The sequence below is a fragment of the Corynebacterium sp. KPL1814 genome (assembly GCF_000478175.1).
Taxonomy (GTDB): domain Bacteria; phylum Actinomycetota; class Actinomycetes; order Mycobacteriales; family Mycobacteriaceae; genus Corynebacterium.
In genome coordinates, this window is the sequence record NZ_KI515774.1 from 325,416 (window position 1) to 348,308 (window position 22,893).

The following is a 22,893-nucleotide window of genomic DNA, read 5'->3' on the forward strand; positions in this document are numbered from 1 at the left end:
GCCATAGATGAAGTTTAAGGGCGTCACCTGCGTTGATGTCCCGTCGTAAAAGAATGCAAAAAGTTCCCGCGTTATTAATCTTGATAGGCCTCAAGATATTCCTTATCGGTAGCTGGCAATTTAGTGAAAACCGAATAGAGGAAGCGGGGGGAATTGAAGTGACTTTAGCGTCCAGAACAGCCATAATTACCACTGTGACGAGCGTAGTTTCTAACCAAGGTATGACAGCACCACGTGTTGCCTCGCTGAACCGACCCAATATGGTCAGCGTGGGCACCATCGTGTTCCTGTCTCAGGAATTGATGTTCTTTGCCGGACTGTTCGCGATGTGGTTCACCTCGCGAGCGAACGGCCAGGAAGGCGATTGGGCAGAGCACACTGCCCATATCAACCTGCCAATGGGCTTTCTCATTACTGCAGTGTTGATTTCTTCCTCCGTGACCTCGCAGTTCGGCGTGTTTGCCGCAGAAAGGGGTGACGTTTACAAGCTTCGACTCTGGTACACCATCACGCTGGTATTGGGTGTTGTCTTCCTGGGCATCATGGCGTTTGAGTGGGCTGAGTTGATTCACGCAGGCGTGACGGTACAGTCCAGCGTCTTTGGTTCGGTGTTCTACATCATCACCGGCTTCCACGCTGCGCACGTAACCGCCGGTTTGATTTCCTTTGCAATCATCCTGGCGCGTATCGCTAAGTCTAAATTCACGCCGGCACAGGCTACCGCCGCGATGGCAGTGTCCTACTACTGGCACTTCGTTGACGTTGTGTGGATCGGTGTGTTCACCGTTATCTACTTGATTCAGTAGTGTCGGCGACCCTCTCCCCAAAACAGTCCTCCCGTGTTCGAGTTATCTAAAGGAAAATGATGGATAACAATTCGCAGTCCGCGGCAGTGGAGCAGACCACTGCCTCGGCTAAGAAGACCCGCCGTCGCCGCAAGGCGAAGCGCACCCTTGCAGGTGGCTTTGCTTTGGCCATCGGTTTGACCGGCGCTGGCGTCTTGGCCTCTGCCTTGACGCCTGACGCTCAGGTCGCTACGGCGGAAAAAGATGATCAAGCCCTCGTGCAAGAGGGTAAGGACATCTACGGCACCGCTTGTATCACTTGCCACGGTGCCAATCTGCAAGGCATCGAAGGCCGTGGCCCCTCTCTCGTAGGTATCGGCGCCGGCTCTGTGTACTTCCAGGTTCACTCCGGCCGTATGCCGATGATGTCCAACGACGCACAGGCAGAGCGCAAGGCTCCTCGTTACACCGAACAGCAGACCTTGGCGCTGGCCGCTTATGTTGCTGCTAACGGCGGCGGCGCAGACATTGTCTACAACGACGATGGAAGCATCGCCCAAGAATCCCTTCGCGGCGCCAACTACAACGGCCAGATTCAGGCCGAAGACGTTGCCAAGGGCTCTGAGCTTTTCCGCATGAACTGCGCATCCTGCCACAACTTCACCGGTCAGGGTGGCGCGCTGTCCTCCGGTAAGTACGCCCCGGAGCTGGCACCTGCTAACGAGCAGGAAATCTACCAGGCAATGTTGACTGGTCCGCAGAACATGCCAAAGTTCTCTGACCGTCAGCTGACTGCAGATGAAAAGAAGGACATCATCGCCTACTTGAAGTCTGCAGAAGAGACTCCGTCTCCTGCCGGTTGGGACCTTGGCGGTCTCGGCCCAGTGGCTGAAGGCCTGGCAATGTGGATTATTGGTATCAGCGCACTGTGCGCCGCTGCTATGTGGATTGGATCGCGCTCATGAGCAATGTGAAAAAGAATTACACTGACGCAGAGCTCGATAAGATGAGCAATGATGAACTTGCTGCACTTGGTACCGAGCTCGATGATGTCACCGTAGCGTTCCGCAAGGAGCGTTTCCCGGTTGAAGGTGACCCCGCGGAAAAGCGTGCGGGTCGCAATGTCGCCATTTGGCTGGCACTCTCCGTTATCGGCGGATTGGCTTTCTTGGGCGTCTACCTCTTCTGGCCTTGGCAGTACAAGCAGCTAGGGGAGGACGGCCTCGTCTGGCACACTCTCTACACCCCGCTGCTTGGTATTACCGCTGCATTGTCCATTTTCGGACTCGGCTTTGCCATCGTTCAGTACGTGAAGAAGATCCTGCCGGAAGAAATCTCCGTGCAGCGTCGCCACGATGGTCCTTCCGAAGAAGTTGACCGCCGTACTCTTACCGCTCTCTTGAACGATTCTTGGAAGACCTCCACTCTCGGCCGCCGCAAGACCATCCAAGGTCTGCTCGGTGGTGCAGGCGTTCTCTTCGGCTTGACTGTTATCGCCCCGCTTGCCGGCGCAATCCGCAATCCATGGAAGGTTCGCCACGAGGTGAACTACGCCGGTGACGGCACGCTGTGGACCTCCGGCTGGACGATGCACGAGAAAGGCGTAAAGCTTTACCTCGCTCGTGACACCGGCACCATCGCTGAGAAGCACTCCGGCGAGTCCGGCGAACACTACACCACCGAAGGCGTTACCCGCCTAGTGCGCGTTCGCCCCGAGGACTTGGCTGCCGGCGGTATGGAAACCGTCTTCCCGCTCGCGGAAGAAGACGTCAACGATGGTGACCAGTACGACGCTAAGCGCGACGTATACGAGCACCACATGCACTCCATCCACGGCAACCGCAACGCTGTGATGTTGATTCGTCTGCGCCACTCCGATGCGCAGAAGGCGATCGAGCGTGAGGGGCAGGAAAACTTCCACCACGGCGATTACTACGCCTACTCCAAGATTTGTACTCACATTGGTTGCCCAACGTCGTTGTACGAGGCACAGACCAACCGAATCCTGTGCCCCTGCCACCAGTCGCAGTTCGACGCATTGCACTACGGTAAGCCGGTCTTCGGCCCGGCCGCCCGTGCTCTGCCACAGCTGCCCATCACGGTGGACGATGAGGGCTACCTTGTTGCAGAAGGCAACTTCATTGAGCCTGTCGGTCCGGCATTCTGGGAGCGTAAGTCATAATGAGCAATAAACTCGCCCAAATGGGCAACAACATGGACGAGCGCTACAGCGCCGCCGGCGTGCTAAGGACGCAGCTGAACAAGGTCTTTCCGACCCACTGGTCCTTCATGCTCGGTGAGATGGCGCTGTACAGCTTCATCATTCTTCTACTAACCGGTACATACCTGGCGCTATTCTTTGACCCTTCCATTACGAAGGTCATCTACGACGGCACCTACGCACCGCTGAACGGCGTTGAGATGTCGCGCGCCTACGCAACGGCCCTTGATATTTCCTTCGAGGTACGTGGCGGACTCTTCGTTCGCCAGATGCACCACTGGGCTGCACTGCTGTTCATGATGTCGATGGTTGCGCACATGCTGCGTATCTTCTTCACCGGTGCTTTCCGTCGTCCGCGCGAAGCCAACTGGATTATTGGTTGCACCCTTATCCTGCTGGGCATGATCGAGGGCTTCCTCGGTTACTCCCTGCCGGATGACCTGCTTTCCGGTGTCGGTCTGCGCATTATGTCCGCCATCATCTTGGGGCTGCCGATTATCGGCACCTGGTTGCACTGGGCCATCTTCAACGGCGACTTCCCGTCCGACTTGATGCTGGACCGCTTCTACATCCTCCACGTTCTGGTCATCCCAGGCATCATCTTGGGCCTTATCGCAGCCCACTTGATCATGGTCTGGTTCCAGAAGCACACCCAGTTCCCTGGACCGGGTCGCGCAGAAAACAACGTTGTCGGTGTCCGCATTATGCCGGTCTTTGCAACTAAGGCAATTGGTATGGGCATGATGGTCGCTGGTGTGCTGGCTCTGATGTCCGGTTTGCTAACCATCAACGCTATCTGGTTGCTGGGTCCGTACAACCCCTCCCAGGTGTCTGCAGGTTCCCAGCCCGATATCTACATGCTCTGGACAGACGGTGTGGCTCGTGTCATGCCGGCTTGGGAGCTGTACTTGGGCAATTACACGATTCCTTCCGCTTTCTGGGTCGCGTTGTTGTGTGGCCTGATGGTCGTACTGCTAATCACCTACCCGTTCTTGGAGAAGAAGTTCACTGGTGACGATGCGCACCACAACCTTCTGCAGCGTCCGCGTGACGTTCCTACCCGTTCCGCAATTGGTGCTGCAGCAATCGTGTTCTTCTTGTTGGTCACCTTGTCCGGTGGTAACGACCACGTTGCGCACTTCTTCCAGATTTCGCTGAATGCGATGACTTGGGTGGGACGTATCGGCTTGATTATCTTGCCGCCGATTGCCTACTTCATGACCTACCGCATCTGTGTTGGTCTGCAGCGTTCTGACCGTGAGGTGCTCGAACACGGTATCGCTACTGGTGTTATCAAGCAGCTGCCTAATGGTGCCTTTATTGAAGTCCACCAGCCGCTTGGCCCGGTTGACGAGGACGGCCATGCAGTACCGCTTGAGTACGCAGGCGCTCAGGTGCCAAAGCAACTTAACCACCTTGGTTACGCGGACTCCGAGATTCAGGGCACCTTCAGCCCGGATGATCCGGAACTCATGCGTCGCGTTCACGAGATTCACGAGGAGAACCACGAAGAGGAAGCGGAGATGTTCCGCCGCCTCAATGAGGCTAATCGTCGTGATGACGAGGAAAACGGCCGCATCTAATCTTCCCTTGGGGTAGCTCGATACACGCTCACTAGATAAGCCCGCTGTCGCCAGAAATTAGGCGGCCAGCGGGCTTATTTGTTTTGAATCTATTGTTTGATGTGGGCGGTCCTGCTGTCTTAGTTCTTTACCGCAGGCCCTTCTTCAGGAGGCTGGTGCGTATGGATTGGAAGAGGTAACTTCGCGCACTGATTTCTAAGGAGGCTGCGAGAAGTTCGCCGGTTAAGCGATCTCAGTAATGAAAATATATAGTCTCAGCTCTTGCTGAAGGCCTGCAGACGTTTCCCCGCGAAAGCTTGCGTAAAAGCTGGCTACTTCGCGCCTAATGCGCATGGTTGATGATCTCGAGAGCAAACTAAAGAACTGCCTGGCGAGCCAACTGGATTCGTCAGGCAGTATTCAAAAGCATCGGTGCGATTGGCGTCTGAATCCGATGCTTTTGTTGGGGAGTAGTGCTGGCCTATATCCGATACAACGGGGGCCTTTTCTACTTTGTTAGCGAGTCGATGAGAGTAACCCCAACGATCAATGGGCTACATCAATCTCGTAGTCCAAATATTGCTTTATGAGAAGGCAACAAGCAACAACTGATTCTCCGGAGTACCGTTTAGAAGAGCTGGAAAGAACTGTCGCAAACTTTCCAGTCTCCATCTTCCTTCTTCAACTGAATTTCACTGGTATTGAAATAGTCTGCAAATTCTTCGTTATCTGAAGTCACATAGGCTTCATCGTCGGACGAGGACTCAGACTCTTCTAGATCTTTGACCGCATCGTCCTTCTTGTCCCTTAGCTCTTCGAGCTCGTCTTCACTTGGAACATCTGAGGGATTCATGCTTTGGACTGTTGCAACAACTTCATCTGGGGATACTGTGTTCCGCTGCCCTTTACAGAGATAATCTGTCTGGAATTCATTAGCTTGGTCTACCCAGTCGTGTGCCGATTCTTCGGCCTTTTTGCTGTCGCCAGATTGGTGTTGCTGAGCAGCTTCCAACAGGCTTGTGTGAACTTCCAATTGCTCGTCGGCGGCATTCTTTAGAGCCTTTTCTGACCCTCCAGAGGACCCGCAGCCAGTGATTGCAAGTGAAGTGGCCAGTAAGACGCCTCCTAGAGTAAGCGATTTACGCATTCTCTTCTCCATTCTTTTAAGTAAATTGTGTAGCAATCCATGACTCCCCAGTCACGGTAATGTAGTAGTTGCGAAGTTTCAGCTGAATTTCAGTTTGGGGACAGCTAATTTTCAGCTTAACAAACCTAAGCCCTGGGTACTTCCGCATTGTGGGATAGTTGATGCATCGTTTACGGCGACCAATGCGGTTGTAGAACCGGGCACTTGGGATCGCGTGTACCCATAACTGCCGTCGCGCAGGTGCCATTAGCGTAGCTAAGATGACTGACGCCATTGCTGCATACATGTACGGGGGCGACAGGGAATTTTGCTGGGGTTGACGCCAATTAGTTCGTTATAAGCGAAGATAAAGCTGCAAATTTTTGGGGATAGTAGGAGAACTCATGCGGCACGGTGGGGCGGGGAGACAAGTTTTTTATTGAGCTTAAGAAAACCGCTTTTCCGCAGAACCTCGCGGCATAGAGGGGGTGTTCCGATGTTGCACGTTGGAGGGCGGGGTATAGACGGGCAACAACTGGTCTTGAGTCGCGGGAGGGGGCTGGAGCATAGTTTATGCTCCGCATATTCCAGGCAAAGTCAGCCAGTCGCCGGCTGCGGTTAGGGAGATTGCCGAATGAAGAGGCACTGTTAAAGAATTGGGTTGGTGACACGGAAGGGACCACTCCTAAGGATATGTGAGGAAAGTCACGTTTAGAATTTTGCGCGCTTTTAACCTTGACTCCAAATGTCGCCTTGATGGCCTTAACGTGTGCGACTTTCGGCCATTTCTGCAGTGTATAGCCGCTAAAATTCAGTAATAGCTTTATTGAATGTTCGATATGAAGCCTTTGTCTCGGCTTGGTCAAAATAAGGTAACGAACGTGTAACGAAGCCGGATCCGGGATCGTGAATGGACATTGATTGTGATGATTTCGTAACCTATTCGAGACATTGAGTTACCGCCCGAAAAGGTGCTCAATACGAAATGAAAATTTAAAGCGTCGCATCTGGCTCCTCCTAGTGAGGGGCCGAGTGGAGGAAGGCCTAAAGGAACGGTCCTCCAATGAACACTAGGCCCCAGGGTCAGAGCTTTTCGATATGGAAAGTAGACGCGTAGGAAGATTTGGAGTTTTTCTCGTGGCAAAGCACCGTCGTCAGGGCACTGTAAATACCCGTCGTATCGCATCTACTGCAGCCATCGCTGCAACCGCAGCTGTCGCCGCCCCAGGCGTCGCTCAGGCTGCCGAGGTCGTTGTTCCTAATACCGACTACCGTTTCGAGGTTGCCGGTCTGGAAAACGTCCCGAACATTGACCAGGTCCCAAACATTGACAAGTACGTCCCCTCCTTGGGTCAGGTTTCCAACCAAGGTGGCGACAACTTCGTCGCTGCTGCAGAGCAGCAGGCTGCTCCGGCGCCGTCTACCGTTGGTCAGAAGGCTCTGGAAGCTGCACGCTCCGTCCTCGGCTCGCCGTACGTTTACGGCGCTGCTGGCCCTAACGCTTTCGACTGCTCCGGCTTGACCAGCTGGGCATACTCCCAGGCTGGCGTTCAGATTCCGCGTACCTCCCAGGCTCAGGCCGCTGGCGGCACCCCTGTTTCCTTGGACCAGCTCCAGCCTGGTGACATCATTTCCTACTACGGTGGCGCTTCCCACGTCGGTATCTACACCGGCAACGGCACCATCATCGACGCGCTGAACTCCGGCACCCCTGTGCAGGAGCGCGACTTGAACTACATGCCGATTAACAACGCTGTGCGTTTCTAATTGGCAGTGAGATGACATGCCCTTCCCTTTGCGTAAAAGGGAAGGGTTTTGTTGTGCAACGGCGGCTAAAACCCGCTATAGTAAATTCGATTTTTGAAAACTTTGAGTTGAAGGTCTTCTCGTGTCTAAACGTGTGCTCCCAGCTGCTGCATTAACCGCAGTCCTCGCCGTCACTTCTCTTTCTGGCCTCCCGCAGGTTATCGCGCAAGAGGCGGAACCGAACCAAGAATCTACCTCTGAAAACATAGACGATCTGGTGGATCGCGTCGGAGAGGTCGCTCGTAAGGTCTCGGCCAAGAATGAGGAAGTCAAAGAGCTAGAAGATAAGCTTGCGGCTAAGGAAGGAGAGGTCGCTCAGGCGGAGCAAGACGCTGCTGAGGCCCAAGAACGCGTACACGACGCGCAGGGAGATGTCTCTACGCAGCAAGGCCGCGTGGACGATTTGGCACAGTCTCGTTACCGGGGAGACTCCCGTTCTGCTGTCTCAGGTGCTCTGGCCGCAGAAGACCCAGCAGACGCCGTAGAGCGCATGGGGTACTTGGGCGCGCTTTCACGCAAGGCGCAACGTACCCTCGATGCCAAGGCGGATGCCGCCTCAACGGCTGAAGCGGTTCAGCAAGAAGCCGCTGACGCTGCGAAAAAGGTGCGCGAGGAAAAGAAGGACCTCGAAAAGCAGCGCGATGAGCTGGTAAAGCAAAAGGACGCGTTGGAGGAGCAGCAGGCCGACATCGAAGCTCAGGTGGATGCGCTGAGCGATGAGCAGCGGGAGGCCTGGGAAGGACAATTCGGTGGCACGGATAAGCCGGATTTCGACTTGGGAGAGATCGCCGATGGCGCTAGCTCTGCGGCTCTGTCCAAGTTGGGCTCGCCCTACGGCTGGGGTTCTGCCGGCCCGAACCAGTTCGACTGCTCTGGCCTGATGTATTGGGCATACCAGCAGATTGGAAAGACCATTCCGCGCACCTCGCAGGCACAAATTTCCGGTGGTACGTCCGTGCCGGTTGACCAGCTGCAGCCTGGCGATATCGTGGGCTACTACCCAGGAGTTACCCACGTTGGTATGTACATTGGCAACGGCCAGGTAGTACACGCCTCGACCTACGGCGTGCCGGTGCAGGTCGTACCGCTTAACTCGATGCCTATTTCGGGGACTGCACGATTCTAAGTGGCCCGCATACTGCTGGTAACGAATGACTTTCCTCCCAAAGTCGGAGGAATCCAGTCCTACCTGCGGGACTACCTAGAAGCGCTCGACCCAGACGATGTCGTAGTATTCGCTTCAACCCAAGAGCCGCCCGAGGACTATGACGCCTCGGTCGCCTATAAAGTCATTCGGTGGCCACACCGCGTGATGCTGCCCACCCCGGCAACCACACGCCGCATGCAGGAGATTATCCGGCAAGAATCCATTGACATTGTGTGGTTTGGTGCGGCAGCACCGCTGGCGCTCATGGGCAAGGCCGCGCGCCAAGCAGGGGCGCGCCGCGTGGTGGCAACGACGCATGGCCACGAGGTGGGCTGGTCTATGGTCCCGCTGGCCCGGCAGTGCCTGCGGTTGATAGGAAATAACGCCGACGTCATTACATATATCTCGAGTTACACTCTGCGGCGCCTGCGCGGGCCTTTTGGCCCACACCCAGAGTGGGCTCATTTGCCTTCTGGGGTCAGCCTTGGAACGCTTTCTCCCGTAACCCCTGCCCAGCGCGCAGCAGCGAAGGCGGAGTTCGGGGTGAGCGGGCCTACCATCGTCTGCATTTCCCGGTTAGTCCCGCGCAAGGGCCAAGACCAATTATTGCGGGCAATGCCGCAGGTCAGAGAAGAATTTCCCGATGCGCAGCTGATGTTGATTGGGCGCGGGCGTTATCACGATGCTTTACAAGAATTGGCGGAGATGTATTGCCCCGATGCGGTGATTCAGCCGGCCCCCAGCATTGAAACCGCGCTTCATGCTGCGGATATTTTTGCCATGCCAGCTCGCACCCGCGGCAGAGGCTTGGACGTGGAGGGCCTGGGAATTGTCTACTTAGAGGCACAAGCATGCGGGGTCCCGGTTGTTGCAGGTGATTCTGGGGGAGCACCGGAGACTGTTACGGAGGAGACGGGGATCGTCGTCAAGGGCGCGTCCGTTGATGAGCTCGTGGATGCTTTGAAAGCGCTCTTGCGCTCGCCAGAAATGCGTACTCGTATGGGGCAGGCGGGTCGCAGGCACGTCGAAAAGCACTGGAGCTGGGAGATCATGGGGCAACGGCTGAGAAAGCTTATGGCTTGATGTGACCCTGGCCCGGTTGTCGGTATATTCTGATATCCATGCTTGAAAACAACTCCGCCGATCTTACTATCGGCTTCGATGTCGGTGGCACCAATGTGCGCGGTGGAGTAATTACTCGAGACGGGGAAATCCTCGCGAGTCGCACTATGCCAACCTCGGGGGACCCGCGCCAACTTGATGATGACTTGGTGGCAATCGTCGAGGAGCTGCGCGCCGAATATCCCGTGGGCGCGGTGGGCCTTGCCGTTGCAGGATTTTTGGATCCAGAGTGTGAGACCGTCCGCTTCGCCCCGCACCTACCGTGGCGGAATGCGCCCGTCCGGAAAAATCTCGCGGAGCGCTTGGGGCTGCACGTCCGGCTGGAGCATGATGCCAATTCCGCAGCTTGGGGAGAATGGCGTTTTGGCGCGGGGCGTGGCGCGAAGGATTGGGTATTTTTTGCGGTCGGCACCGGCATCGGCGCTACCTTGATGACCCAAGACACCATCTATCGCGGCGCGTTTGGAACGGCTCCGGAATTTGGCCATATCGTTGTGGTGCCGAATGGCAGGCAGTGCTCGTGTGGCAAACGGGGCTGCTTGGAGCGCTATGCCTCTGGCACGGCCCTGCCGGATACCGCGCGCGAACTGCGGTCAGACTATGAGACCTCCTTGCCGCCGTATCCCACCGGTGAGCAGGTTGCACGCGCGGCGCGTGGGGGAGACCCACTCGGTATTGCGGTAATGGAGAACTTTGGGCAGTGGTTGGGTCAAGGCCTATCCATCGTGGCTGATGTGCTCGATCCAGAGCTCATTGTAATTGGCGGCGGGGTGTCCCAAGACGCAGATATGTACTTAGAGGAAGCCACCGCGGCCATGAGCCGGGATATCGTCGGTGCTGGGCATCGTCCCCTTGCTCGCGTTGCAACCGCGGAATTGGGCTCGGCAGCAGGTATGATTGGCGTAGCTGACCTGGCCCGCCGCGGCCACTAGAATGAGCGAAGGACGAGCTGGAGATGAAAAACAAATGGTACTGGGCGTTTAAGCACATCTTTTTCGGTCCCGCCCTGCGTGTATGGAACCGCCCTTGGTCAGAAGGGATGGAAAAAATCCCTGCTGAGGGACCCGCGATTTTGGTGTCTAACCATCAAGCGGTGATGGATTCCTTCTTCTTCCCCCTGCTGTGCCCGCGCCAAATTACTTTTTTGGCCAAGTCGGAGTATTTCACCACCCCCGGGCTCGTGGGCGGCATGCAGAAATGGTTCTTTAGCTCCGTCGGGCAAGTTCCCATCGAGCGGGATCATGAATCAGCCAGCCAGGCCATGCTCGAGACCGCGCGGAAAATTTTGGGGCGCGGTGATCTCTTTGGTATCTACCCAGAGGGCACGCGGTCCCCTGATGGACGTGTGTACAAGGGGCGTACCGGGATGGGGCGTATTGCCATGGAGACCAATCAGCCGGTGTATCCCATCGCCATGATCAATTCCCGCAAGGCTAACCCGATCGGCTCGTGGATTGTCCGTCCCGCCAAGGTGGGAGTGCGCGTGGGAGACCCCATTTACCCGCACGATTGGGCGCGCGAACACGGCATGGATCCGCAGCAGCACGAGACCATTCGCGCGTTCACGGACATGGTCATGGGGACATTAGCCGAGCTCTCCGGCAATCCCTATGTGGATGTCTATGCGGCTGATGTAAAGGAATCATTAAAGGCCGGCCACGGGTACCCCGCCGGTGCGGAGATTAAAGGGAGGTAATTGCAATTCCTCAGGCCCGCTTAGCGTGGCCGGATACCGCAAAAGGAATTTCTATCATCGGCGTGGTGCTCCTGCACATCACGCTGAAGGTGCCAGAGGCCGAACAAACGTGGCTAGCAACTCTCAATACCTTTCTCGACCCCCTGCGCCTTCCTCTGTTCTTTCTGGTCTCCGGCTACTTCTCTTATAAAGTCTTTCGTTATAGTTTCGCGGAGTTATTTACCCGCCGGCTCTGGTTTTTCCTCATCCCTTATTTGGTGTGGATGTCCGTGGAGCATATGACCAAACAGCTGGAATACCAGTGGGTTTTCGGTGACTCCTCCATGGGTATGACCGAGATGGTGCAAAATCTTTTGCTTGGTCATACGATGGCATGGTTTATCCACGCGCTCATTTTGTTCAATATATTTTTGTGGTGTGTGCGTGCCTTACCGGCGTGGGCAGGAATTGGACTGAGCTTTACTCCCGTGCTTTTTATTCCGTGGCAGGAACAATTTCAGTTTATTGGCAAAGCCATTATGTTCCTTCCCATCTTTGTAGGCGCCGCCTATCTTCGCGAGCCAATCACGCGTTTCGCCACTGCTGCAGAAGAGGTGTTCCACGGCTCGTGGAGCATGCGTAGTGTTGGAGCTTATGCCTCTGCCATCGGCGCTTATTGTGCAGGCCTGGCCCTGCGCCATGTGTGGGACGGCAACGATGCTGATGTTGCTTTTAACTGGCCCCTGCTGGGCGCGGACTTTTTGGGTTGGGGAGATATCAACCTATTAGTGCGCCTCGTGGAACAGACTCTGGAGGTGCCTGCGGGCATTATTGGGGCCGTGCTCATTAGCCATATTCCGTGGATTGCAGAAGGCGTGAAGTTCGTCGGACGGCACACGCTACCTATTTATCTGTCGCACCCTATTGGCTTGACCGTAGGCTATGGGTACTACATGGCGCATCACGATTATGTCGTGTCCTTGGCTGGAGCGTGGCCGCTGGAAAACACGTGGTTCTGGATCGGTATGTGCTTTATCTTTACGGCCATTTCTTCGCTGGCGCTGTGGGCACTGGGGAAGGTCCCTATCCTTGGCTGGACACTGGTTCCGCCGCGGATCGATCGGCGCCGCCCCGCCGTAGAGCCAATGGTAGCGAACAAACAACCAACAACACGGTAATAATGACGTAGTCATTGCCAACGATGTGCTGCCACCACGTCCAATCTAGTTCCTGGTCCTCGGTATGCGGAACTTGCCAGTGTCCGCGGGCAAATAGCGATAGCCAAGTGAGCGCGGCGAGGAACCAGCGGCGGCTCGCAACCAAGTAGACGCCTGCTAATACCAGCCAGGTGAAGTGGTGCGACCACGATACGGGGGAGCACAGTAGCGAAACGGATGCCGCCAGCAGCATGAGCACGACTTGATTGCCGTGGGAAAGGCGCTTCATGGCAAACCACACAATTGCGATGACGACGATCACGCCAATGAGCCACAGAGTTTCTGCGTTATCGGGGCTTAAGCGGGTAAACAGCCCGCGCAGGGACTGGTTGGCGCTATAGGCTAGGCCGCCGATGCGCTCGGAATCGCGCAAGGTGGAGGTCCAATACTCAATCGAGCTATGTGGATTGGCAACAAAGGCTATGAGGCCGGCGGCCACGAAGGAACCCAGGGTAGTAAAGAAGGCCTTCCATTCGCGGCGGACGAAGAATACGGCCAAAAAGACGGCGGGGGTTAGCTTGATGGCAATGGCGATGCCGGTCAGAACGCCGCGAGCCTTTTTCACCCAAAGCAAATCGATGACCACGAGTGCGGTTAGCAGGATGTTGATCTGGCCGAAGCTAAAAGTCTGTGTAATCGGCTCGGCCAGCATGGCGGCAAAAAGCGCCCAGGCCGTCCATTCCTGGCAGTTGAGGGAGCGCAATACCAGCGCAATGCAGACCCACAATGCGACTGCGGAGAGGATCGTGATCATCACGGCGGCAGTGGTAAGGGGGATCCACTGCAGCGGGGCGAAGAGCAGGGCCGCAAATGGTGGGTAGGTAAATGGCAGGGAAAAGTTGCGGTCGGTGCCTACGAAATAGTCGCGGTCATAAAGATCGCTGCCGAAGCCGGCACCACCTTCGCGGTAAACATCGAGGTCAATGTGGTAAAAGGCGCGAAAATCGCCGGAGAATAAGGCAGGAATATCGATAATCCACCACAGCGCCGCAAGCGCGGACAGGATTAAGGGGAGGGCGGTGGTCCACAGGGCTTTATTATCGGTTCTGCTCACCCGCAAAACTTTACAGTGGCGCGATCGCGGGGCCAATTTCCCGCGCCCATCGCTGCAGCGCTAGGCTTGGGAGACGTGCGTTACTTCTATGACACCGAATTTATCGAGGATGGCAAGACCATTGAATTGGTCTCCATCGGCATCGTCGGTGAAAACGGAAGTGAATATTATGCCGTATCGACGGATTTTGACCCGTCAAAGGCCAATTCATGGGTTAAGGAAAACGTGTTGGCCAAGCTGCCCAGCCCCCAGGATTCCGCATGGAAGCCGGCGCGCACCATTCGCACGGAAATCCTGGAGTTTCTCACGCGCAGTTCTACGCCTATTGAATTGTGGGCTTGGGTCGGTGCGTATGACCACGTGGTTTTGGCGCAGTTGTGGGGAGATATGGCGAGCTTGCCCAAGCGGCTGCCGCGCTATACCCGCGAGCTGAAGCAGCTATGGGAGTTCGCCGGCCGCCCCAGCTTGCCGGCCGTGCCTAGGGGCAATCACGATGCGCTTGTCGATGCCCGCCATAACCTCGCCAAATTCCGCGCCTGCACCGAGGTCTTGCCCTTGTCCAAGGGCAATAGAATCAATTTCTAGCATTTAACTACCAATCTACAGGCAGCAGATGGTTAAATGGAAGAGTGAGTTGGACAGTAGATATTCCGCAAAGTGTTCTGCCTGATCTTCCACCTTTGCCAGAGGGCATTGAGGAGGTCTTCCAGGACGTCATCAAGCGTGACGCAAAGCAACAGCCCAGTTGGGATCCCACCCAAGCCGATAACGTGCGCAAGATTCTCGAGTCGGTGCCGCCCATCGTGGTTGCCCCGGAGATTGAGAAGCTTAAGCGGCAGCTTGCCGATGTCGCACTAGGCAACGCCTTCCTCCTGCAAGGCGGCGATTGTGCCGAAACCTTTGAATCGAATACCGAACCGCATATTCGTGGCAACGTCAAGACCTTGCTGCAGATGGCCGTCGTTTTGACCTATGGCGCTTCCGTTCCAGTGGTGAAGTTAGGACGCATTGCTGGGCAGTATGCGAAGCCGCGTTCTTCTGATACGGACGCGAATGGCTTGTTGAATTACCGCGGGGACATTGTCAATGGCGTGGAACCCACCGATGAGGATCGCCGTCACGACCCGGCCCGCATGATCCGCGCCTACGCTAACTCTTCTGCGGCGATGAACTTGGTGCGCTCCCTGACCTCCTCTGGTACCGCTGATCTCTACCGCCTGCACGAATGGAACCGCGAGTTCGTCCGTAAATCGCGCGCCGGTGCCCGCTACCAAGACTTGGCCCGCGAGATCGAAAATGGCTTGAAGTTCATGAACGCCTGCGGCGTGCAGGACTCCACCTTGCACTCGGCGGAAATTTACTGTTCGCACGAGGCGCTGCTGAAGGATTACGAGCGTTCCATGCTGCGCTTAGGCCAGGACGATAATGGAGACACCAAGCTCTATGACCTGTCCGCGCACCAAGTGTGGATTGGTGAGCGCACTCGTGGCCTGGATGACTTCCACGTCAACTTTGCCGCCATGATCGGCAACCCCGTGGGCATCAAGCTCGGACCTGGTGCCACGCCTGAGCAGGCCGTGGAATATGCCGAAAAGCTGGATCCCAACCGCGAGCCCGGCCGCTTGACCATCATCTCCCGCATGGGGCACGACAAGGTCCGCAGTGTTTTGCCACCCATCATCAAGGCCGTCGAAGACTCCGGGCACACCGTGGTGTGGCAGTCCGACCCCATGCACGGCAATACCTTTACCTCGTCCAACGGGTACAAGACCCGCCACTTCGACAAGATCGTCGACGAGGTGCAGGGCTTCTTCGAGGTACACCGCGATTTGGGCACCCACCCGGGCGGCGTGCACCTCGAGTTCACCGGCGAAGATGTCACGGAATGCCTCGGCGGCGCCGAGGACATCACCGACCTGGATCTGCCGGGCCGCTACGAATCCGCCGTGGATCCGCGCCTGAACACGCAACAGTCCCTAGAGCTCTCCTTCCTCATCGCGGAGATGCTGCGGAACTAGTTCCCTCTAGACCCAGAGGGAAGGGGTTCCTTCGTAATAGGAGGAACCAAACCACCACCCGCTGATAGCGACCGCACCGGTTGCCACCACCACTGCGAGGAGAAAGACCAGCAGTGAGGCTGGATGGCGATTGGTTAGTGGCCGCTCAGCGGGTTCTTCTTCTGCCGCCTGCGCCGGGGGCTGCGCTGCTGCCGCGCCCACGCCCGCAGCCGGCGCTGGGGCGGGGACAGGCGCCGGGGCCGGCCCCGGGTAATCGTCCACGGGCGCCTTGGGTACGTCGAGGCGCGTTTCAAAGTCCGGCTGCTGCGGATCCGGCTCGGGAGGAATGACCTCGGTGGGCCCGCCGTCCAAGTGCTCGGTGGCGCCCTGCGGGATGGTCCGCGTGGGCTCAAATACATCCGTGGCGCCGATGCCGGAATAGTCAGTGGGCGTTTGCGCGGTGCGCGCAGCAGCGGCATTGCGGGGGACCGGGATGGTGACCGTGGGCAGATCCAATTCCCGGCAAATATCCTCGAGGGCATCTAAAAATTCCCCGGCATCGGCAAAGCGCTCGCGGGGATCGCGGGCAGTGGCGGTGGCCACGAGGGCATCAACAAGCTTGGGTACGTCCTCACCCCGTGTGGATGGGGCGGGAACATCCGCGTATAGGCGTGCGGTAGCGTGCGCGATCGGGGTATCCCCGGAGAAGGGCACGGTTCCAGTCAGGAGTTCAAAAAGTACAATTCCTGCGGAGTACACGTCGGTGGCGGGGGTTATGTCCTCACCGGTGACCTGTTCCGGCGCCAAATACGAGACGGTGCCGACGATCATATTCGAGGTCGCCTGCGCATTCCTCGCACGCACCAAGCCGAAATCGCCCAATTTCACCCGGTGATGAGAGGTAATGAGCACGTTATCCGGCTTAATATCGCGGTGGATAAGCCCCGTCGAGTGCACCTCGGTCAATCCTTGGAGCACGCTGCGCAGCGTCGATAATGCGGCGGGGACGGTAAGCGGGCCGCCTTCGGCAAGCAGCTCGCGCAAGGTGCCGCCATCGATAAGCTCCATGATGAGGTAGATGGGCTCGCCATCGGCGGAAAAATCATGAATGGCCACGAGGTTGGGGTGCTGCAATCGCGCCATCGCGCGGGCCTCGCGGGAAAAGCGCTTGATAAAAACTGGGTCATCGTCATAACGCTCATCCATGACCTTTGCGGCCACTTGGCGGCCCAAACGCATATCCACGCAGCGATAGACGGTAGACATACCGCCGCGGGCGATGGGGCGATCGATGCGGTAACGGTCTTCCAACACGTCACCAATTTCCAACCTAGTCATACCTCCCAGTATGGCCGATCCCCTAGGCAGCGTTAAAGTAGGTGGCGTGACTAATGCAGAAAATTCCCTGAATTCCTTATTGGCCGGCGAAGAGCTGCTCAGCATGCAGCAGGTGGCAGACAAGCTGGGTCTTCCCATTACGCGCGCTTATGACCTGCTCCAGGACCGCAAATTCATTGTTTGGGACTCACCCGAAGGCAAGCGCGTGCCGCTCGCATTTTTCAATGATAAGGGGAGCATCGCCAAGCATGTCACGGCCGTTATTACCGTGCTTTCCGATGGCGGCTATGACGACGAAGAAATCCTGCGCCACCTTTTTACCGCAGATGTCTCCTTGCCAGGCCGGCCTATCGATGCCCTGCACGGACACCTTGCGCGCGAAGTTATTCGGCGGGCACAGGCGTCTGCTTTTTAGCCCTGCGCCTAGGGCGTTGAGGGCCTTTGGGACCAACGCCATCGAACATCCACTGCGTTGCGGACCAAGACAATACGATGACGCCAATGACCCAGAACCAGTTATAGAGCTGGTGGTTGCCGTCGCCGGAAAAGCTCAAGCTAATAAATAGCGCTACGCCAGAAGTAAACTTCAGCAGCCACAGCGGCGGGCGGAAGGTGCCCATAAGCGTGAAGATGGAGGCGTAGTACCACGGCAGAGTCACCGAGTTGAAGACGAAGGCAACCTGGTAGGCCGCCGCGGTGCCCATAATCGCATCGCGGGCCGTATGCCGGCTTAGCCACCATACGATGACCAATCCGATGAGCATGCATACCATCGCGATCGTGCGCAGAACCCCCAAAATGGCGTTATAAGAGGCGTCAGGGTCAAAAATGTGGACCGCTGGGACGATGATGTCCGCGGCCAATGTCGGGCCCGCCAAGGGGTTAATCACCTTGGAGTTTCCGCTTACTTGGGAAAGCCAGCCCCAAGAGGTGCCAGAGGCCCAGGTAATAAGCGCCACTGAGGCGATGATTTCCACGGCCGCGATGACACCTGAGCAGAAGAAGACCACCGCCGTGCGCACCGCGGTAGAACCCTTGGGCGCGTAGCGGTGCAGCATGAGCCAAACGATGAAGGGGGCGGCAAAGATCGCGGTAGCCTTCATCGCCACCGCCGTGCCGACTAACAGCAGCGCGGCGTGGAAGCGCTGGTGCAGCGCGGCCAAAAGCCCCAAGGACACCAAGCCAACCATGAGGGATTCATTGTGCATGCCACCGATAAGATGCAAGATGATGAGCGGGTTGGCAACGCCGATCCACAGCGCGACCGCCGGATCCGCGCCGAGCTTTCGGGCGATGCGTGGTACCGTCCACGCAATGAGGACAAAGCCTGACAGGGAAAGCAGCTTATAGATGATGATCCCGGCGGTGACGTTATCGCCCACGACAGTGGTGATGATCTTGCCAATCCACAGGTGCAGCGGCCCGTACGGGGTGGTGGTATTGCGCCAATCTTGTGAGACTTCTAGCAGGAAAGGCCCCGGGTTGACGGCGGCGCCCTCGGTATACGGGTCGAACCCATCGCGGACCATGGCGCCCTGCATGAGGTAGGAATACACGTCCCGCGAAGCCACGGGGCCTGCGAAAAGCAGCGGGGTCACCCATGCGATAAGGATGCGTTGTAACTCGCGCACTCCTCCCTCCGGGCTCGGGTTCTTAAGCTGCCGGCGAATAATCATGCGCCCGGCAAGCACCCAGGCGGCGGCGAGGAGGAAGATGCCCACCCAATACAGCACCAACCCGAGGTTGCGCCCGTGACCATACGACAAAAAGCCGATATTGAGCGCTTCGAGCACGCCGCCGCGATTGCGAGTCGAGCCGCCGGAAAAGGACGAGAAAAGGAGCACGCACGAGGCCACGAGGCCCAGCGGGAGCGCGCGGGGGACTGGCAGGGAATAGGTTTTGGCCACAATAATCCCTACTTTTGGCGCGTCGTTGCCTGAATTGCTAGGTGCTCTAGCGTTTCCGTGATCTGCGGGTCCACGTTCGCCGCACGCAAATGAGCCAACCCGGATTCCGTCAACGCGGTAATGCGGCGCTCAATCTCATCGGGGGCGCCGGAATCCGCAATGATTTGGGATAGGCGCAGCAAGTCCTGCGGATCCGAAGTGCGGCCAATGAATTTCCGCAGGGTAGCGGCGGCGCTGGGATCGCGTTCATCGGCGCGCTGGAGCGCTAGGGCGAGAAGCTCCGTGCGCTTGCCTTCCCGCAGATCGTCGCCGGCGGGCTTGCCAGTGATCGCAGGATCCCCAAAGACCCCAAGTTGGTCATCGCGCAGCTGATAGGCAATGCCGATATCGTGCCCATAACCGCGGAAAGCCGAGATTAACTCTTCGCTCGCACCCGCGATGGCAGCGCCCAAATGCAGGGGCCGCTCGATGGTATAAGCTGCGGTTTTATAGCGATTGACGGAATTGCTCAGCGTTACCGATTCGGAACCGGCTGCCTCGAGGGAAATATCGAGCAATTGGCCACCCAAAACCTCGGTGCGCATTCCCCGCCAGGGCTTGCGCGCACGCTGCAAAGCCTCCGAGCTAAGCCCAGAATCCTGAAACATATCCTCGGCATAGACCAGCGCAAAATCACCCACCAAGATGGCGACGGACGTGCCAAAGAACTCCGGATCCCCTAAGAAATCGGATTCACGGTGGAGGCGCTCTGCTTCCCGATGCACCGTCGGTTTCCCGCGCCGGGTATTCGACGCGTCAATGATGTCATCGTGAATAAGTGCGCAAGCTTGGATGAACTCCAGCGAGGACGCCGCGCGCAGCATGGCCTCAGGGGATTCCGAACCGCGGCCTGCGGCGAGGTAACCCGCCCACGCATACATGGGGCGCACCCTTTTTCCGCCGTCGAGGACGAACGATTCCAAGACGCTCATGGCGGAACTGACCGGGGCGCCAATCTCTGCCACGTGATCCCGGCGCTGGTCCAAGAAGATGGCTAATTTTTCGCGCACCGCGCCGGGGATATCCGCAAGCTCAGGAATATTCGTCATAGTCACATCTCCACACGATACCGCCTAGCGCCAAGAAGAAATAACGCAGGTTTATAGTGGCAGGCTCACTCCCAAAATGGCGAAAGGCCGGGGATCTGCGGGGTAGCGATGGTGGCGCACGACATCAAAGAAACCCACGGAGCGGTAGAGGCGAAAAGCCCCGTTGGCTTCCTGTGGCGCTTCCGGCGTTGACAATAAGCCGTAGTGGGCAGGGATATTCCATAGCAAACCTTTTAGTAGCTGCCTACCTAAACCGTGTCCTTGAAAAGACGGCAACACGTGTACTTCAGCCACCTCAAAGTAGCTGCGCAGCATGCGCCATTCGGACTCCGTTGGGCCGCCATTGCGGCGCAGGGCGCGGCGCAGTTCGGAATCCCACCAGCTATCCGGGGACCCCAAAAATCCATATGCCACACCCACGACGCCGTTGTCATGCGTGGCGATAAGCGCTGTAAACCCTGGGCGCATGGAATCCGTCCGCCAATGGTCAACACTGCGCGAAAACGTGACCGGGTCATAGCCCATTGCCTCGATGTAGATCTCCACGAGCTGAGGAGACAACATTGAGAACTCTTGCGGGGTTAAGCGGCGGATTTCGAAACTCACAGTATCTATCACACCAGATACGTGCGGCTACCGGCGGACGAGGGTGGGGTGGGGTTATTCAGTCGAACAAGGAAAAAGTTCGAACAATGTTCGATATACGTGGGGTTATGGCTGGTGAAACTCTTGATTAATTCGAACAGGTGAACTATAATAGAAGCTAGATGTCCGGTTGGCTACTTAAAGTAAACGGCAATCGAACACGGTTAGTTATTTGCGCAGTACAGGAGAAAAACAATGGCACAGATTATTTCCGCAACGCAGTCCCGCTCTATCGGTCGCTTCGCTGGCAAGCAGGGCGCGAAGCGGGCTCACTTTCTTTTTCAGGCCCGCGAGCTATTAGATCAGGCGAGAAGCTACGCGGCGGATGGCCGCTTTGATCAGGCGCTGGAGGTGGCCTATCAGTCTGCATTGCGTACGGCTGGCGCACGGGTAGCGGTATCGGTGGTCTCTCGCCGCCGGCGCCTGCCAACGAGTGCGTGGGACCGTTTGGCTCTAGTTGGGGCCGAAGAAAAGCAGTGGGCGGAGGCTTTTAAGTCCTATTCTCGCACTCGCGCCCGGGTGGCATCTGGCTTGGATGCAACTCCGGACGAGGAGTATGTCTACGGATTAATGCAGCAGGCAGCGCAATTTTTAGATGAGAGCGAAACAGAGACGATCCTGGGTTCTTTTGCGGCATAACTGCGGCATAATCACTGTTGAGGGGAATAACTACCTTTTGGGGAACATACTGGTTACTCTGGACGTTAGTATTGGTAGAAGATATATCGGCCGAAGCCCAGTCCCTAGTTGGAGGAATAGTGTCTCTTTCTGAACAGGAGCAACGCACGCTCCGTGAAATAGAGGAATCGTTATTAGCGGACGATCCTAAATTTGGCGCTTCTGTGTCTGAATCTACCTCGATCGGCGGTTCCGGCGGCGCAGTTACCCTGCGTGGAATTGCGCTCATCGTGGTTGGTCTGTGCATGCTCGTCGGCGGCGTGGCTTTGGCGCAGCAAAGTTTGTGGTTTATTGCGCTGTCCATTGCAGGATTCCTTGTTATGTTCGCCGCTGGCGTATGGATGCTTCGTGGTGACCAACCCGCTAGCGCGGGAAAGAAAAAGTCTTCCAATGGACGGTCAAAGAAGGCAGCGTCGTCTCGCAGCAATGGAGTAGGCAGCAAGCTGGAAGAAAACTTCCGTCGGCGCTTTGAGGAGAGTTAACCGCGGACTCTTCATTTCCCCAGTCACCAGGAAGGGTGGCTGGGGATTTTTTATGGCTCACCAAAATTTCCCACTTTGTCCCACCTTTTCACCAAAACTGCGGTGCGGTGGGGGATTGTGGGTACTGGAGGGTGAATACCTGTGCAATAAGCAGGTAATGCGCTGTAAGTGGTCTATGGGGTGAAGTAACTTTGATGGTGTAGGTGGGATTAAAGGGGTGGATCTCCGGGGCTGTCAAGGCGGTCCGCGGGAATTCTGCCCACCGTAAAAACACCCCTTTAACTGCATATACTTTTTGAGTTGTTAAGAATATGGCGTTTTAAGTGGGGCATGTGGGGGAAAGTGGGGTAGAGTGGGGCGCAGCGGAGGAATGGGGTTGAAAAACTCACTTCTGCCGTGAGGGAATCCGGAGTTGTCGAGTGAGGAAGGTGGACGCCGGGATGTTTCTCGGAACCTACACTCCGAAACTTGATGACAAAGGGCGCTTAACGCTTCCTGCAAAATTTCGCGATGAACTCGCAGGTGGCCTGATGGTCACCAAGGGGCAAGACCATTCTTTGGCCGTGTACCCACGCGAGGAGTTCGCCGAACGCGCACGGAAGGCTGCGGCGGTTTCTCGAACCAATCCGGAAGCACGCGCTTTCATTCGTAACTTGGCGGCAAGCGCGGACGAACAGCGGCCCGACGGGCATGGTCGTATCACCTTGTCCGCAGGCCACCGTGAGTACGCGGGTTTGTCCAAAGAGTGCGTGGTGGTTGGCTCGGTAGATTTCCTCGAAATTTGGGATGCAGCCGCGTGGGCTGAGTATCAATCGCAAACTGAAGATGCTTATTCGGCAGCAGATGCCGATGACGTACTTGCGGGCTTGCTGTAAAAGCCCGCATCTCGAGTGCGTGTAAGGACTCTGTCCGAGGCGGATGATTCTGGTGTACTTCCCCGATATCAGAAACCTGCCTCGGACAGGGCCCTATATGCACTCGTCGTGCTTTCCACGATAGGAAGTCCTGCACAGCGGAAATAAGAAAGGGGGACGCGGGGAGAC

Annotated in this window: 22 protein-coding genes; 16 read left to right on the plus strand and 6 right to left on the minus strand. The window is 56.9% G+C overall.

Features of this window, described 5'->3' with window-relative positions:
* The first annotated feature begins 194 nt into the window (after window positions 1-194).
* Genes HMPREF1257_RS01515 through HMPREF1257_RS01530 form a run of 4 tightly spaced genes read left to right on the plus strand, consistent with a single transcriptional unit; the run spans window position 195 to window position 4,589 of the window.
* Entirely contained in the window at window positions 195-806 is a 612-nt protein-coding gene (locus HMPREF1257_RS01515; RefSeq protein WP_369707792.1) for a heme-copper oxidase subunit III, read from the plus strand.
* A 56-nt stretch (window positions 807-862) separates the two neighbouring features.
* Window positions 863-1,750 (plus strand): c-type cytochrome, encoded by an 888-nt coding sequence (locus tag HMPREF1257_RS01520; RefSeq protein ID WP_034659103.1) that lies wholly within the window; start codon window positions 863-865, stop codon window positions 1,748-1,750.
* Window positions 1,747-2,967 (plus strand): ubiquinol-cytochrome c reductase iron-sulfur subunit, encoded by a 1,221-nt coding sequence (locus HMPREF1257_RS01525; protein WP_034659105.1) that lies wholly within the window; start codon window positions 1,747-1,749, stop codon window positions 2,965-2,967. Before HMPREF1257_RS01520 ends, HMPREF1257_RS01525 begins: the two co-directional genes overlap by 4 nt.
* The gene (locus tag HMPREF1257_RS01530; RefSeq protein ID WP_023023124.1) at window positions 2,967-4,589 is read left to right on the plus strand and encodes a cytochrome bc complex cytochrome b subunit; all 1,623 of its coding nucleotides are present in this window, start codon (window positions 2,967-2,969) and stop codon (window positions 4,587-4,589) included. Before HMPREF1257_RS01525 ends, HMPREF1257_RS01530 begins: the two co-directional genes overlap by 1 nt.
* Before the next feature lie 607 nt (window positions 4,590-5,196).
* Here the strand turns inward: HMPREF1257_RS01530 and HMPREF1257_RS01535 are convergent.
* Window positions 5,197-5,715: a hypothetical protein gene (locus HMPREF1257_RS01535; RefSeq protein WP_023023122.1), complete on the minus strand. Its 519-nt coding sequence runs from the start codon at window positions 5,713-5,715 to the stop codon at window positions 5,197-5,199.
* 1,116 nt (window positions 5,716-6,831) lie between these two features.
* Here HMPREF1257_RS01535 and HMPREF1257_RS01540 point away from each other — a divergent pair.
* The 6 genes from HMPREF1257_RS01540 (at window position 6,832) to HMPREF1257_RS01565 (ending at window position 12,622) form a co-directional block, all read left to right on the plus strand.
* On the plus strand, window positions 6,832-7,461 hold the full coding sequence (locus HMPREF1257_RS01540; protein WP_023023120.1) for a C40 family peptidase: 630 nt from the start codon (window positions 6,832-6,834) through the stop codon (window positions 7,459-7,461).
* A gap of 121 nt (window positions 7,462-7,582) precedes the next feature.
* Window positions 7,583-8,626 carry a C40 family peptidase gene (locus tag HMPREF1257_RS01545; protein ID WP_023023118.1) on the plus strand — a complete coding sequence of 348 codons (1,044 nt, stop codon included), beginning with the start codon at window positions 7,583-7,585 and terminating at the stop codon, window positions 8,624-8,626.
* Window positions 8,627-9,730, plus strand: a complete 1,104-nt coding sequence (locus HMPREF1257_RS01550) for a glycosyltransferase family 4 protein (protein WP_023023116.1) — start codon at window positions 8,627-8,629, stop codon at window positions 9,728-9,730.
* A gap of 38 nt (window positions 9,731-9,768) precedes the next feature.
* Window positions 9,769-10,701, plus strand: coding sequence for an ROK family protein (locus HMPREF1257_RS01555; RefSeq protein ID WP_023023114.1), 933 nt, complete (start codon window positions 9,769-9,771; stop codon window positions 10,699-10,701).
* A 23-nt stretch (window positions 10,702-10,724) separates the two neighbouring features.
* Window positions 10,725-11,465, plus strand: a complete 741-nt coding sequence (locus HMPREF1257_RS01560) for a 1-acyl-sn-glycerol-3-phosphate acyltransferase (protein WP_023023112.1) — start codon at window positions 10,725-10,727, stop codon at window positions 11,463-11,465.
* A 65-nt stretch (window positions 11,466-11,530) separates the two neighbouring features.
* Window positions 11,531-12,622, plus strand: coding sequence for an acyltransferase family protein (locus HMPREF1257_RS01565; RefSeq protein ID WP_232208503.1), 1,092 nt, complete (start codon window positions 11,531-11,533; stop codon window positions 12,620-12,622).
* Here HMPREF1257_RS01565 and HMPREF1257_RS01570 read toward each other — a convergent pair.
* Window positions 12,528-13,715 (minus strand): glycosyltransferase 87 family protein, encoded by a 1,188-nt coding sequence (locus HMPREF1257_RS01570; RefSeq protein ID WP_023023108.1) that lies wholly within the window; start codon window positions 13,713-13,715, stop codon window positions 12,528-12,530. The genes HMPREF1257_RS01565 and HMPREF1257_RS01570 overlap by 95 nt on opposite strands.
* Before the next feature lie 75 nt (window positions 13,716-13,790).
* Here HMPREF1257_RS01570 and HMPREF1257_RS01575 point away from each other — a divergent pair, with 75 nt between their 5' ends.
* Together HMPREF1257_RS01575 and HMPREF1257_RS01580 are read left to right on the plus strand one after the other, a co-directional pair.
* Complete coding sequence (locus HMPREF1257_RS01575; protein WP_023023106.1) at window positions 13,791-14,300, plus strand: polyadenylate-specific 3'-exoribonuclease AS; 510 nt, start codon at window positions 13,791-13,793, stop codon at window positions 14,298-14,300.
* Between the two features lie 44 nt (window positions 14,301-14,344).
* Window positions 14,345-15,733 (plus strand): class II 3-deoxy-7-phosphoheptulonate synthase, encoded by a 1,389-nt coding sequence (locus HMPREF1257_RS01580; protein WP_023023104.1) that lies wholly within the window; start codon window positions 14,345-14,347, stop codon window positions 15,731-15,733.
* Between the two features lie 6 nt (window positions 15,734-15,739).
* Here HMPREF1257_RS01580 and HMPREF1257_RS01585 read toward each other — a convergent pair whose 3' ends face one another.
* Window positions 15,740-17,050: a serine/threonine-protein kinase gene (locus HMPREF1257_RS01585; RefSeq protein WP_023023102.1), complete on the minus strand. Its 1,311-nt coding sequence runs from the start codon at window positions 17,048-17,050 to the stop codon at window positions 15,740-15,742.
* Window positions 17,051-17,060: 10 nt separating this feature from the next.
* Here HMPREF1257_RS01585 and HMPREF1257_RS01590 point away from each other — a divergent pair, with 10 nt between their 5' ends.
* Window positions 17,061-17,465 (plus strand): Rv2175c family DNA-binding protein, encoded by a 405-nt coding sequence (locus HMPREF1257_RS01590; RefSeq protein WP_023023100.1) that lies wholly within the window; start codon window positions 17,061-17,063, stop codon window positions 17,463-17,465.
* On the opposite strand, the gene HMPREF1257_RS01595 is transcribed toward HMPREF1257_RS01590, so the two are convergent.
* Genes HMPREF1257_RS01595 through HMPREF1257_RS01605 form a run of 3 tightly spaced genes read right to left on the minus strand, consistent with a single transcriptional unit; the run spans window position 17,434 to window position 20,651 of the window.
* Window positions 17,434-18,957 (minus strand): alpha-(1->6)-mannopyranosyltransferase A, encoded by a 1,524-nt coding sequence (locus HMPREF1257_RS01595; protein WP_023023098.1) that lies wholly within the window; start codon window positions 18,955-18,957, stop codon window positions 17,434-17,436. The genes HMPREF1257_RS01590 and HMPREF1257_RS01595 overlap by 32 nt on opposite strands.
* 8 nt (window positions 18,958-18,965) lie before the next feature.
* A complete protein-coding gene (locus tag HMPREF1257_RS01600; protein WP_023023096.1) occupies window positions 18,966-20,045 on the minus strand; it encodes a polyprenyl synthetase family protein in 1,080 nt (359 codons plus the stop codon).
* A gap of 51 nt (window positions 20,046-20,096) precedes the next feature.
* The gene (locus tag HMPREF1257_RS01605) at window positions 20,097-20,651 is read right to left on the minus strand and encodes a GNAT family N-acetyltransferase (protein ID WP_034659110.1); all 555 of its coding nucleotides are present in this window, start codon (window positions 20,649-20,651) and stop codon (window positions 20,097-20,099) included.
* 234 nt (window positions 20,652-20,885) lie between these two features.
* Here HMPREF1257_RS01605 and HMPREF1257_RS01610 point away from each other — a divergent pair, with 234 nt between their 5' ends.
* From HMPREF1257_RS01610 to mraZ, 3 genes are all read left to right on the plus strand, one after another.
* Complete coding sequence (locus HMPREF1257_RS01610) at window positions 20,886-21,329, plus strand: SAV_6107 family HEPN domain-containing protein (protein WP_023023092.1); 444 nt, start codon at window positions 20,886-20,888, stop codon at window positions 21,327-21,329.
* Between the two features lie 119 nt (window positions 21,330-21,448).
* A complete protein-coding gene (locus HMPREF1257_RS01615; RefSeq protein WP_023023090.1) occupies window positions 21,449-21,850 on the plus strand; it encodes a DUF3040 domain-containing protein in 402 nt (133 codons plus the stop codon).
* 440 nt (window positions 21,851-22,290) lie between these two features.
* Window positions 22,291-22,725, plus strand: a complete 435-nt coding sequence (gene mraZ, locus HMPREF1257_RS01620; protein WP_034654127.1) for a division/cell wall cluster transcriptional repressor MraZ — start codon at window positions 22,291-22,293, stop codon at window positions 22,723-22,725.
* Window positions 22,726-22,893 lie beyond the last annotated feature (168 nt).